General features: G+C 43.8%; 12 protein-coding genes. 11 read left to right on the top strand and 1 reads right to left on the bottom strand.

The features are described 5' to 3' along the window. Window positions 1-228 precede the first annotated feature (228 nt). From ASG85_RS39650 to ASG85_RS30230, 6 genes are all read left to right on the top strand, one after another. Window positions 229-351: a hypothetical protein gene (locus ASG85_RS39650; protein WP_268796140.1), complete on the top strand. Its 123-nt coding sequence runs from the start codon at window positions 229-231 to the stop codon at window positions 349-351. A gap of 356 nt (window positions 352-707) precedes the next feature. Continuing rightward, entirely contained in the window at window positions 708-848 is a 141-nt protein-coding gene (locus ASG85_RS38330) for a hypothetical protein (protein WP_156396920.1), read from the top strand. A gap of 141 nt (window positions 849-989) precedes the next feature. After that, on the top strand, window positions 990-2,525 hold the full coding sequence (locus ASG85_RS30245) for an extracellular solute-binding protein (RefSeq protein WP_060648702.1): 1,536 nt from the start codon (window positions 990-992) through the stop codon (window positions 2,523-2,525). A 102-nt stretch (window positions 2,526-2,627) separates the two neighbouring features. Further along, the gene (locus ASG85_RS30240; RefSeq protein ID WP_060648701.1) at window positions 2,628-3,578 is read left to right on the top strand and encodes an ABC transporter permease; all 951 of its coding nucleotides are present in this window, start codon (window positions 2,628-2,630) and stop codon (window positions 3,576-3,578) included. Between the two features lie 88 nt (window positions 3,579-3,666). Then, window positions 3,667-4,542, top strand: a complete 876-nt coding sequence (locus ASG85_RS30235) for a carbohydrate ABC transporter permease (RefSeq protein WP_060648699.1) — start codon at window positions 3,667-3,669, stop codon at window positions 4,540-4,542. 159 nt (window positions 4,543-4,701) lie between these two features. Continuing rightward, window positions 4,702-5,796 (top strand): glycoside hydrolase family 105 protein, encoded by a 1,095-nt coding sequence (locus ASG85_RS30230; RefSeq protein WP_060648704.1) that lies wholly within the window; start codon window positions 4,702-4,704, stop codon window positions 5,794-5,796. A gap of 100 nt (window positions 5,797-5,896) precedes the next feature. On the opposite strand, the gene ASG85_RS30225 is transcribed toward ASG85_RS30230, so the two are convergent. Next, window positions 5,897-7,009, bottom strand: a complete 1,113-nt coding sequence (locus ASG85_RS30225; RefSeq protein ID WP_060648697.1) for a GerAB/ArcD/ProY family transporter — start codon at window positions 7,007-7,009, stop codon at window positions 5,897-5,899. A 200-nt stretch (window positions 7,010-7,209) separates the two neighbouring features. Between ASG85_RS30225 and ASG85_RS30220 the strand changes: the two genes are divergently transcribed. From ASG85_RS30220 to ASG85_RS30195, 5 genes are all read left to right on the top strand, one after another. Further along, on the top strand, window positions 7,210-7,437 hold the full coding sequence (locus ASG85_RS30220) for a hypothetical protein (RefSeq protein ID WP_156396918.1): 228 nt from the start codon (window positions 7,210-7,212) through the stop codon (window positions 7,435-7,437). 25 nt (window positions 7,438-7,462) lie between these two features. Beyond that, window positions 7,463-9,079 carry a spore germination protein gene (locus tag ASG85_RS30215; protein WP_060648694.1) on the top strand — a complete coding sequence of 539 codons (1,617 nt, stop codon included), beginning with the start codon at window positions 7,463-7,465 and terminating at the stop codon, window positions 9,077-9,079. A 26-nt stretch (window positions 9,080-9,105) separates the two neighbouring features. Beyond that, window positions 9,106-10,332: a Ger(x)C family spore germination protein gene (locus tag ASG85_RS30210; protein ID WP_057304006.1), complete on the top strand. Its 1,227-nt coding sequence runs from the start codon at window positions 9,106-9,108 to the stop codon at window positions 10,330-10,332. A gap of 393 nt (window positions 10,333-10,725) precedes the next feature. Then, window positions 10,726-11,436, top strand: a complete 711-nt coding sequence (locus ASG85_RS30200; protein ID WP_060648689.1) for a metallophosphoesterase family protein — start codon at window positions 10,726-10,728, stop codon at window positions 11,434-11,436. Between the two features lie 100 nt (window positions 11,437-11,536). After that, the gene (locus ASG85_RS30195; RefSeq protein ID WP_060648688.1) at window positions 11,537-12,478 is read left to right on the top strand and encodes an AraC family transcriptional regulator; all 942 of its coding nucleotides are present in this window, start codon (window positions 11,537-11,539) and stop codon (window positions 12,476-12,478) included. Window positions 12,479-13,122: the final 644 nt, after the last annotated feature.

Below are 13,122 nucleotides of genomic sequence, written 5' to 3'. Positions count from 1 at the left end.
ATTAGGCAATAAGTCCCCGTATTGGTTCGAAAAAAACTACTACAAGCAACTTCAGGCTTCATAAAGTTGTGTCTACTTTCTTGACAGAAGTTCAAAATAGCTCAGAAGAGCTGGTTTTGGAGCATTCTGTTGGATTAACTCCAATGAAAGTGGGCAAATAAGGTGAATGAGCCTGATTTGATTGTATTTTATCCAATGGAGCAAATGAGGGGAGAATGTCGGTTATGCATGAACAAGATATTTACCGTATGGCAATTGAAGGGGCGCTATCTCGTGGACTGGATCGCGGAGTATGTGAAAGCGCATTGGGTCGTATGCCAAGGTGCAGATGATAGAGGTGCCGGACGATAAGGCACCAGAGAACATGAGCCCTGCTGAGGAGCAGTAGGTGCGTATGAAGGAGAGCAATCAGCTGGCCTTCGTGATCTGCGGCTTGTTGGAGCTATCGAGCGAGCTGCCGGAGGAGCTGTGTGGCTACGGGGGAAGCCCGGTTTAGGCTGAGAGGATGATTTTCATCGCTAAAGTAGCTTATGGGCGCATGCGAGTGAGTGTAGCGATGAAAAACATCGCTAGAGTAGCAGGAAGAGTACCGAACTAGTTAAAGTGCGAGCTGAGAGGATGATTTTCATCGTTAAAGTTGCTTATGAGTGCGCACGAGTGAGTGTAGCGATGAAAAACATCGCTAGAGTAGCAGGAAGAGTGCCTAAATGGTTAAAGTGCGAGCTGAAACGATGATTTTCATCGTTAGAGTCGTGTATGAGCGCGCACGAGTACGTGTAGCGATGAAAAACATCGCTAAAGTAACAAGAAGAGTGCCCAACTGGTTAAAGTGCGAGCGGAGCGGATAATCATCGCCCCGACCGATAATCATCATCTCACAACCCATGCCAAACGGGGTCTAAATGAGTAAATGATTATTTCGGTACCTCCCTGCGGGCGTGTAGTGTGGAATTTGTAGCACACAACAATTTCGCGGAGGTCTAACCAATATGAAGAGAAAATTAGTCTCGATTCCACTTAGCGTTCTGCTTGTTTCCAGCTTTGCGCTGGCAGCTTGTTCAGACGGGGGGAAGTCAACTCCTGCAGCTACGACTGGCGCGGTGGCGGTGGAGTCACCTAAAGCAATGGCAGACAACAAACCGACGGCGATCACGATTATGGCACCGCTGAACACAGCGCAAACGCCGCCAGATACGATCATTAAAGAACTCGAAAAGCTGACGAACACGAAGCTAACGTATCAATTTTTCCCGGCGGATACGTATGAGGAGAAGCTGAATACAACATTTGCAACAGGGGCACTGCCGCAAGTCACTTACCTGAAAAATCAGGCGACATTTATTCAGATGAAATCAGCCATTCGTGACGGGCAATTCTGGGAAATTGGTCCTTTGCTGAAGGACTTCCCGAACCTGAGTAAATTGAAATCCACGACAAATGATAATACGAAAGTGGATGGCAAGCTCTATACGCTATATCGCGGTGTAGACATTGCCCGTCAAGGCCTCATCTATCGGAAAGATTGGGCGGATAAGCTGGGACTGAAGCCACCTGCAACAACGGATGATTTGGTTGCTATGATGAAGGCGTTCACTGAAAATGATCCTGACGGCAATGGCAAAAAGGATACCATCGGCTTAACGGATCGTAACGATCTCGTTTACGGATCATTCAAAACCGTTGCCACTTGGTTAGGCGTACCGAACAATTGGGGCCTTAAAGATGGCAAGCTGCAGCCAGAGTTTATGTTCCCAGAATATGTAGCGACAATGGATTACTACAAGAAGCTGCGTGACGGTGGACTGATCAACAAGGACTTCGCGGCTACAAGTAAAACGGATCAACAAAAGCTGTTCACCAATGGTACAGCGGGTATGTACATCGGTGCCATGACGGATGTTTCATCTCTCAATAAAGATTTGATCAAAAACGTGCCTACAGCAGTGGTAGATGTGCACAGTATGGTGGCTGGGCCAAGCGGTAAATTTGCAGCATGGGCTCTTCCTGGTTATGCAAACGTCGTTCTGTTCCCGAAATCCGCTACGAAAACAGAAGCTGAGCTAAAGAAGGTCTTGGCCTTCTTTGACAAAATGATGACGCCTGAAGTTGCCAACGTTGCAAACTGGGGCATTAAAGATGCTAACTACAGCGTAATCGACAACAAAGCAAAGAAGCTGGATGAAGAGAAATGGACACGCGAAGTCAAGCCTTTCACGGACGCGGCCATAGGTGATGAAGATACTTCCGGCAGATACTTGGGTATTCCTACGATTCCTGCTCAAGGTAAGGCGGATGAACTTAAGATTGCCAATCTGAAGTTTGCTGTGCAGGATCCGGTAACGGCTCTGGATTCGAAAACGAACCAGGAGAAAGGCGCTCAACTTCAAGATGTGATTAAAGATGCAACGAACAAATATATCTACGGCACGATCGATAAGGCTGGTTTTGATAAGGCTATTGAAGATTGGAAGAGTCGTGGAGGCAGCAAAATTATCGAGGAATACAACGCTGTTTATAAAAAATAAAGTTATGACAGCAAATTATACAGGTTGAATGCGGGGAGGCTGCTGTGTCATCAGTAGCAGTCTTCTCGGTTTGAATGAATCGTTCGGAAAGGAAGAAACCGTATGCAGGAAGTGAATGTAGCACAACGTGTGGTGGCTAGGAAACAAAGCAGTGAACTGGGTAGACGACTCTGGAAAAACAAATGGATCTACGTCATGCTGCTGCCGGGAGTCTTATACTTTCTCGTTTTCAAATATATCCCTATGTACGGATTGATCATTTCATTTCAGAATTATAAACCTTTTAAAGGGATTAGCGGGAGTGAATGGGTTGGATTAGAGCATTTTCGGCGGTTGTTTACAGAGCCTGATTTCTTGATTATTTTAAGCAATACGTTAATTTTATTTGTCATGAATCTCTTGTTTTATTTCCCGATTCCGATCATTCTGGCACTCATGCTAAATGAAGTCAAAGGGGATCTTTTCAAAAAAGTATTTCAAACGATCGTCTATCTGCCACACTTTATGTCATGGGTTATTATTGTCTCGATCAGTTTCGTTATGCTGACGATGGACGGCGGAATTATCAACGATATTATTGAGTTTTTTGGATTTGAAAAGATCAATTTCTTGTTAGCTCCCGAATGGTTCAGACCGATCTATATTCTTCAAGTGATTTGGAGAGAAGCGGGTTGGGGCACGATTATTTATCTGGCGGCGATTGCTTCCATTGATCCTCAGTTGTATGAGGCTGCGCGTATGGATGGTGCAGGACGGATTAGACAAATGTGGCATATTACTTTGCCTGCTATTCGAAGTGTCATCATTGTTTTATTAATTTTGAAAATTGGTGCGGTTCTCGAACTCGGTTTTGAACATGTCTACTTGCTTCTCAACTCCATGAACCGAGATGTTGCTGAGATCATTGATACTTATGTATATACAGCAGGGTTAAAACAAGGGCAGTTCAGTTACAGTGCTGCAATCGGATTGTTCAAATCGTTTATTGGACTTGTGCTGGTTATGTTAGTTAACCGAATTGCCAAGAAGATGGGCGAAGAGGGCGTTTATTAGTGCTTACGAAGCAAGTTTTGCTAACGCAAAACTCAGTAGCGCTTACGAAGTAAGTTTTGCTAAAGCAAAACTCTAAGGAGGTTCTACCATGGTTGAAGATACATCGCTAGGCGGCAGAATGTTTGGCATCATCAACTATTTGTTGCTAACGATCATTGGTCTCATTACGCTTATCCCCTTTGTACACGTTGTAGCGGGTTCCTTTACGACAAGTGCGGAAATGGCGGCCAAGAAATTTGTCATCATTCCGACGGATTGGAGCATAGAGGCATATCGATTCATTTTCTCAACGAATACGATTTTTAAAGCCATGGGTGTTTCGATTGGCACCACGCTTGCGGGAACGATTATCAGTATGTTTATCACAGCTCTTATGGCATATGGTTTGTCCCGTAGAGACGTTGATGGAAGAAAAATCATTATGTTTCTTGTTGTGTTTACGATGTTGTTTCACGGCGGATTGGTTCCGACCTTCCTAGTTGTGAAGGAACTGGGGATGATCGACAGCTATGCATCGTTGATTCTTCCATCTGCGATCAGTGCCTTTAATTTAATTATTTTGAAAAATTTCTTTCAAAACATTCCAGAGGGACTCGAAGAGTCTGCCAAGATCGATGGCTGCAGCGACTTTGGCATCTTGTTCCGAATTGTGCTGCCCTTATCGATGCCGGCTATTGCAACCATCTCGCTATTTTATGCTGTGACATATTGGAATACGTACCTCAGCGCTATTCTTTACTTGAATGAGAGCACCAAGTGGCCGATTCAGGTTCTCCTCAGACAAATTGTAGTGCTCGCCAGCGGGATGGATGTCAGTGCGGATTTGGATAGTGTCACACCGCCTCCTGCACAATCGATTAAGATGGCAGTTATCGTCGTTGCGACTTTACCGATCTTGTGCGTGTATCCGTTCTTGCAAAAGCACTTTGCTAAAGGGGCTATGATCGGCTCCATTAAGGGTTAAGGAAATGCCTTTCGTGCGGCAGGTTTGCTTCTTTTTATGCTAACGGCTGGACAGATTGATCATGTATGGCATCCTTGGATTATTGTATTGGTCATGCTTATTCAAGTTGGAATCCGTCAGTTGATTCACAAAACACTTAGGAATAGAGAGGGGATTATGATGACTCATCATTTTGTGAAATCACCCATCGAATGGGCACGAGCTGCCTGCGATTCAATTATGAGCACGTACACGCCGATAGAGCTCCCGCCTGCTGAGCGCTGGCATTACCACCAAGGTGTTTTCTTATGCGGCATGGAAATGCTGTGGGAAGCTGAACAAGATGATCGCTATGACGCCTATATTCAGGCGTATGTCGATGGTTTGATTGACGAACACGGCAATCTATATTTCGCACGGGATGAGCTGGATGCGGTTCAAGCGGGGCTTTTGTTATTCCGATTGGAACAACAGACAGGACACAGCAAATACCGTATCGCTGCGGATAAGCTGAGAAATTTGCTGAACACGCTGAATCTCACTTCGGAGGGCGGTTACTGGCATAAAGATAAATATGCCTACAATATGTGGTTGGACGGTTTGTATATGGCAGGTGTCTTTTCATTGAAGTATGCGAATGCTTACGGTGATGATGCATTGCGCTCCACGGTGCTGCATCAAGAGAAACTGATGCGCAAATATATGAAAGATGAAGAAACAGGGTTGCTTTACCACGCGTGGGATGAAAGCCGGAAGATGCCGTGGGCGAATGCGGAAACTGGCTGTTCACCGGAATTTTGGGGACGCTCACTGGGCTGGTATGGCCTAGCGGTTACACAATTCCTTGATGAGCTCCCAGCGGACGAACCAGGGCGCGAAGAGTTAGTTAACTCGCTGCGTGATTTCGTTCATGCCTTGATTCGATATCAGGATACGGAAAGCGGATTGTGGTATCAAATCGTTGATAAGGGTGATCAGCCGGATAACTGGCTGGAGACATCCTGTACCAATCTGTTCGTATATACGATTGCCAAAGCAATTAAGCACGGGGTTGTCGGCCAAGAATGTGTGGACGCAGCGGTGAAGGGATATGAAGGACTGATCCGAACACTGAAGTTCGACGAGCAGGAGCGGGTGATTCTGCCACTCATCTGTATCGGAACGTCAGCAGGCGATTATGAGAACTATGTGACTCGTCCGACTAGTGAGAACGATCTGCATGGCGTTGGCACATTCGTGATGGCGTGTGTAGAAATGGAGTCACTCATGAAGTAAGAATGCTATGAGCTTTTGTGCTAAAAAGGCTGGACACAACTTCGTGTTCAGCCTTTTTTTTACCCTTGCACGAAATCTACTAAATCGTTATTGCCTTTGATCACAATTTAGAATTTCTGTGGGATAGTACCTTTTGGTGAAAGTAAGCTGCTACCAGTAACAAACTAGGTATTACAAATTGTAAAGGAAGTTGAACATAGGTCATGTTAAATTTAAAACCTATAGATAGGTGCTCGGCATATGTCTTTGTCATGACATGACCAAGAGGGGCAATAATCGCTGCAATCGGAATAAGAACGTAATGGTAACTCTTCAAATTAAATAAATGGGCTGTTCCAGCCGCGGCACCATAGATGTAAACACCAACTTTGAAAAACCCCCCTGCTACCATTAGCAGAATGACCACTGCATCAATCCGCTCAAGAAAATCCGCCACCGAGGCCATTCGTATCGTCGACAAAAGAGGATAATTTAACATACCGTACAACTGAGCTCCAATAACAGAGATCATGCCTATTATATTAAGTGATAATAAAACTCCTGCTGTCAAAACGGCAGTCATCCCCACCTTTTTAAGCTTTGCATTATCTTTTACCGTTGGCCAAATCATAGTGAATACGACTAATTCACCAAAAGGAAGGCTGGTAAGGGTTGGGAATGACTCTTTCCATACGTTTTTTATTCCTGTACCGAGTACAGGTGTAAGCTGTTTTAGGTCTACAACTCCTGAAGCATAAACAATGATCCATGTGCCAAAGGATATTAACAGAACGCCGGGAACCACCATTTCGGCCATTCGTCCAAATACTTCAATGCCACCGCGGAGCGTATAAATAATGACGGCAACAAAACTTGCAAGAATAAAAATTTCTGGGGTTCCAACTAAGATGGTAGAAAGCATAAGATCGGAGAAGTCTCGGCTGATCCTTGCAGCTTGAGAGGTGAAATAAATAATATAAGTGATACTGAGTGGATATCCAATGTACCTGCCTGCAACTTTTTGAATGATTTGGATCAAGGAATCATTTGGATAATACCCAGACAACTTGGTGAAGACGGACATTAAAATAAGCCCAAGAACCATGCCTATTAATACGGCGAGCCAAGCATCTTGTTTAGCTTCCGCTCCTAACGCAAAAATGACAGCACTTCCTATTTCAAAAGCTATCATCATTAGAAAGAGTTGTTTGATACCTATTTTCTCCTGATTCATATCGCCCTCACCTTAACATCGTACATAGAATTTACTCTCAAGCCATATCAAGTCATCCTATTTCTTTGAATTAGATATCATTATTAGCGTTCGTCTTCTTTTTAAACGAAAGTGGTAGGAATTAGGTATTATTTACCTTCATTTGTCGAAAGATAATAGTTGGAAATTGAAAAAAGAACAACTCACTTGTTAGAGGAGAAATGATGAAGAATATTCGTAATTTATTTTTTTCCTCCGTGCTCATCGCTTTTATTGGATGGTGTATGTATTTCTACTTACAGGAAATTACGTCGAAATTAGTAGTACATCCACATTTGTACACTTTCACTGTTTTGGAAATGCTGTTGGCCGCAATGGGAGCCTTCTACATGGTCGTTATGGTTGTTATGCTGATCGGTTATCTTTTCTTAACGGTTGTGAAAAAATAAAGGTTTAAAGGTGAGGGGATTTAGCATGGGAAAAGGGTCATTACGTTGGTTGAAAAGTTTATTGGCCTCTAAACGAAAGCCCGCGAACTTTGTTGAACAATCTGCCGCAATCCTCACGAAACCCATGGAAAGTGACCTGCTTAGCACGAATCTTTTACAGAATGTTGGACAATTGAAAACGATCTTTGATCGTTCTTCAGACATTGTGTTTAGGGATTTTCAAGTAGGTGAGACGCAAAAGGGGACGATTCTTTTTTTAGACGGCCTTGTCAATATGAAATTGATTGATGATGATGTCATAAAACCTCTAATGGCATACGGGAAAAATCATTTGACACAACTTATATGTCATTATGAGGAAATGGAAAATTTGCTTCGGAATCAAGTGATTTCTGCTGCGCAAGTAAGCAGTGGGGCGAATTTTCAAGATGTGATAAATCATGTGTTGTCCGGGGATACCGCATTGATTCTTGACGGTTTCGATCAGGCTTTATTCGTCAGTGCAAGAGAATGGGAGTCTCGTTCGGTTGAAGAACCAGCAACAGAAGCGGTGATCCGCGGTCCTAGGGATGGATTTACGGAAAACCTGCGGACCAATACCAGCCTTATTCGAAGGAGATTGAAAACTCCTCAGTTGAAGATGGAAGCGATGAAAGTAGGACGGTTATCACAAACGGAGATCGTCATTACATACTTGGATCATATTGCTGATGAAGCCCTGGTAGCGGAAGTCCGTGAAAGAATCGGCAGGATTGACATCGATGCGATTCTCGAAAGCGGGTATATCGAGGAATTCATTGAAGACACTCCGAGTTCCATTTTCCCTCAGGTGCAGAGCACAGAAAGACCAGATAAAGTCGTTGGCAATTTATTGGAAGGGAAAGTAGCGATTATTATCGATAATACGCCTTTTGCCCTGTATGTTCCGGTTACTTTTTATGAAATGCTGCAGGCGAGTGAAGATTATTATGGGCGCTTTATGATCTCGACGGCGATCCGCTGGATACGCTTTTTGTTTCTGGTGATTGCCTTGTTTTTGCCATCTTTGTATATTGCTTTATTAACATTTCATCAGGAATTGGTTCCGTCAAGCCTGTTATACAGTGTGGCGTCCTCCCGTGAAACGGTTCCCTTTCCGGCTATAATTGAAGCATTGTTAATGGAAATAGCCTTTGAAGGATTGCGCGAAGCTGGTGTGCGTTTGCCTAGGCCGGTAGGACAGTCGGTAAGTATTGTCGGAGCTTTGGTGATTGGTCAAGCTGCTGTTCAGGCGGGCATTGTTTCCGCCCCCATGGTTATTGTCGTATCCATCACCGGTATCGCTTCTTTTATCATTCCCAGCTTTAGCCAGGCAGTCGCGATCAGAATGCTGCGTTTTCCGATGATGTTTCTAGCGGGATCACTGGGGTTATATGGCATACTATTAGGCGTATTGTTTATCATGAGCCATATGTGCCGCCTTCGATCATTCGGTATGCCCTATTTGTCACCTTTGGCCCCTTTACATTTTGGTGACTTTAAAGATGTGCTTGTACGGGCGCCTTGGTGGAGTATGACGAATCGTCCGGAAGAAGGAGCAAAAAGAAACCCGCAGCGAATGAAAAGGTCCATGCGTCCCGGTCAGCCGACCCGCAAGGAGTAGGATTTTCTACGGAAGGGTAATGTTGGATGAAAAAACGGATTTTATTGGGATTGATCCTTTTGATGATGCCGATTCTCTCGGGCTGCTGGAGCCGGATAGAAGTCAATGATCTAGCATTTGTAACCGCAGCAGGAATCGATAAAACGGAGGATGGTAAAATCCGTTTAGCGCTGCAGATCGCTATTCCGCGAATGTTAGGCGCTGCAGGCCAAGGGGGCTCTAGCGGGGAGAAAGGTATAGGAGCTAAAGCTGTATGGGTCGCTTCAGAAAAGGGGGAATCGATTCTGGATGCCTATCGAAGACTCCAAGAGAAACTGCCGCGCCGCATTTTCTTTTCTCACAGCGGTATTATCGTTATTGGCGAACAAATGGCTCAAGACGGAGTTTCTCCGATACTCGATTTTTTTATTAGACAACGGGAAGCGCGAATGCGCAGTTACATACTTTTTACCAAGGGAGAGGCTTTAAAGATTCTAAAGTTTATCCCTAAACTCGAAAGAATACCATCGGAAGTCATGAGGGAGGAAGTGAAACAGCACATTGGCGTAAGGATAAATCTAAAGGAGTTTGTCCACATGCTTGTAACAGAAGGCGTGGAACCGGTTGCTGCCGAAATGGAAATTGTATCTTCGAATTTAATGAATGAAGAGGATTCAAAGGCACCATCTGTGTCGAATGTAGAAACCAACCTATCGCTCAATGGATCCGCGATATTCAAAAAGGATAAATTAATTGGTTGGATGAATGACCTAGAGACGAGAGGGGTTCTCTGGCTTCGCAAGGAAATGAAAACCGGTGTTGTCACGGTAAACATTCCGAAGGAAAAGGGAAATGGAAAAATCAGTGTTTTAATACTGAAGGCCAAGACCCAAATCACTCCGATTCTTAAGGATGGAGAAATAACCATGGAAGTGAAAGTAAGTGCTGAGAATGATCTTTATGAGAATAACTCGAAATTGGATGTAAGTGATCCAAAAGTAATTCATTTTGTGGAAAAAGAATTGGAAGAGGATCTCAAAAAAAGAATTCAGTTGGTACTTGATATGGCACAGAAAAAATTTAAATCAGACATTTTCGGATTTGGAGTCGCTGTCGAACGGAAATATCCAAAAGCGTGGAAAAGTAAGTTTAAAAAGCAATGGGAGGAGGATTTTCCCAAGCTTAAAGTCAATATCATTACTGATTTGACGGTAAACCGTACAGGTTTAACGAATAAACCTTTAATTTTGAAAGAGAAGGAGTCCGAAAGTTAATGAAAGTCATCCTGATTGTAGTTCTTTTTGTACTACTTGCTTCTCGAGATGTGCCCGGAATGAGGAACAAAAAGTATCGTAAAGATATGCTTATATACAGTTTTTTGATGATGGCAGGGATGACCTTGAGTTTTCTTGCTGTTTTCCATCTTTACCTTCCGATCTGGCCGCGAGGTTAAAGGAGTATTGTACATCAATAGTAACAGGAAGTTGAATGAGGGGGCGTCCATCGGGACGTCCTTTTCATGTTTCTTACGTTAGTTGAATGATAATTTAAGGAATCCCGAATAAACCAAACTATGATAAAATAAAACCTAATTCATAGAAATACGCATAGACTCAGAGTTTGCTAGGGACGGATTAGCCGGAGCGCGTCATCAGGAGGTACAGGATATGAAAAGAACGTTAGCCGTAAGCGATATACATGGCTGTGTGGATGAATTCAAGCAATTACTCGATAAAGTAAATTTTAATGCCGAAGAAGACCAGCTCGTGCTGCTTGGTGATTACGTGGATCGGGGGCCGCAAAGTCGGGAAACCGTGGAATTAGTTATGCATTTGGTGCGCGAAAAGGGAGCGATTGCGCTCAAAGGGAATCATGACCAACGTTTTGTAGATGTTCTGGGGGACGTAGATTCATTGACGGAAATGAAGTTTTTTGAACATGGTGGTATCCAAACGTTTAAAAGCTTCTGCGGTGCCGAGGAGCTTGATTTGAAGCAATCGAAAGAACGAATTCGAGCAAAGTTCAGCGATCATATTTCATTTCTAAATAATCTTCCGTTCTATCACGAGGATGAGACTCACATTTATGTTCATGCTGGGCTTAACCCCGCATTTTTGGATTGGAAAACCCAGCCAGAAAGGGACTTTATGTGGATTAGAGCTCCTTTTGTCCAGCAGCGAACCGTCGTAAAAAAAACAGTCGTTTTTGGGCATACGCCGGCTAAGGATATTCATGGGAAAGCAGATGTATGGTTCGATCGTGATAAAATCGGCATTGATGGCGGCTGCGCATACGGCTTGCAAATCAATTGTCTGGAAATCAAGGGCAGAAATCAGTACAAGACCTATTCGGTTGCTTCCAAAGGGAGTTGGAAATAATCGATGGGATCGCATCGGGCGAGTCCTTTAGCAAGAAAGGTCAAGAACCGTTATTATAAATAGCTTACACTTTGTTTAGAAGGCTGGAGGGGGGCAACCGATGGGCACCGATTACTTTGTGCAGATTCAGAAGACTTTGGATTATATTGAAGATCACCTATCCGAGCCTTTATCTGTTGCTTGTTTAGCTCAAGTCGCTTGTTTCTCTGACTTCCATTTTCATAGAGTCTTTCAAACCATGGTGGGAGAAGCTGTGATGGAGTATGTTCGGAAAAGAAGATTAGCGAGCGCGGCATATCAGATCGCACATACGGAGAAGAAGTTAATCGATATTGCCCTCGACAATGGGTTCCAGTCCCACGAGAATTTCACTCGAGCATTTAAAAAAGTTTTTGAACGTACGCCGCTAGCTTACCGTAAACAAGGCATACTGACGCCAGTTTATGCGAAAGCGAATTTGCTGCAAAGAAAATTCAACCCAAAGCGGAGAGACTTTGAGCTACGCTCAAAGATCCCTATATTAGGAGGAATTCGAATGGAATATCAACTGAAGACGAAGCCTGCTTTTAAACTGATTGGCTATGAACTGAAAACGTCCTGCAAAGAGGGAAGGAACCATCGTGAAATACCCGCATTCTGGGGCTCGTATCTACAAGAGGGCAAGGGGAATCGCATTCCCAATCGTGTACATGCAGATTCACGAGTTGAGCTGGGGATTTGTACGGATTTCAACATGGAGACTGGGGATTTAAGTTATATCATCGGAATGGAGGCCACTGGTTTTGAAGATGTGCCAGCCGATTTGGTAAGCCGTGAATTTCCGGAGGCAAGGTATGTGGTGTTTACGACACCTAAGGTCACTCAAGATCAATTCGTTGCATCCATTCAGAGCACTTGGAAGTCCATTTTCGAAGAATGGTTTCCTCATTCCGGCTATGAACATGCAGGTGGCGCGGAGTTCGAACTGTATGATGAACGTTGTAACCCATCCAAAAATGAGCTTATCCAAATGGACATATATATCCCGATCAAGGAAAAATAGAGCAGCATGTCTGTAACAAATAGGAATCATTTGTAACCAAAATGACATCTGGTTTTCATCTGGCTTTAAGGTTCGGGGCCTATACTGAAATTCGACCCCCTTTTTAAATATATATACTTGAAGACCCGCAGCCCGTTGCTGTGGGTCTCTTTTTTTAAGATAAGGCCTGATATCCGCGCTGTGTGTGGCTTGTAACGATGTTTTACATCGTTACAGATGTCTCAGCCATGGCTCTAGCGCGCTAGAACGATGATTTTCATCGTTGCAGATGATATAAGGCCTGATATCTGCGCTGCGTGAGGCTTGTAACGATGTTTTACATCGTTACAGATGTCTCAGCCGTGGCTGTAGCGCGCTGCAACAATGATTTTCATCGTTACAGATGAAAACAGTGCTTGCACCTGCGCTGTGTGCAACTTGTAACGATGTTTTACATCGTTACAGATGTCTCAGCCGTGGCTGTCGCTCGCTGCAACAATGATTTTCATCGTTGCAGATGAAAACAGTGCTTGCACCTGCGCTGTGTGTGGCTTGTAACGATGTTTTACACACTAAGCATGCATCAAACCTAACATCGTAGAATAGTTTAATTGCGATCAAAGGTTATCCACAAAAAATAACATATTATTACATCTGGACTTTAT

The sequence above is a fragment of the Paenibacillus sp. Soil724D2 genome, assembly GCF_001427935.1.
Classification (GTDB): Bacteria; Bacillota; Bacilli; order Paenibacillales; family NBRC-103111; genus Paenibacillus_E.
This window is presented reverse-complemented; position numbering and strand designations above follow the sequence as displayed.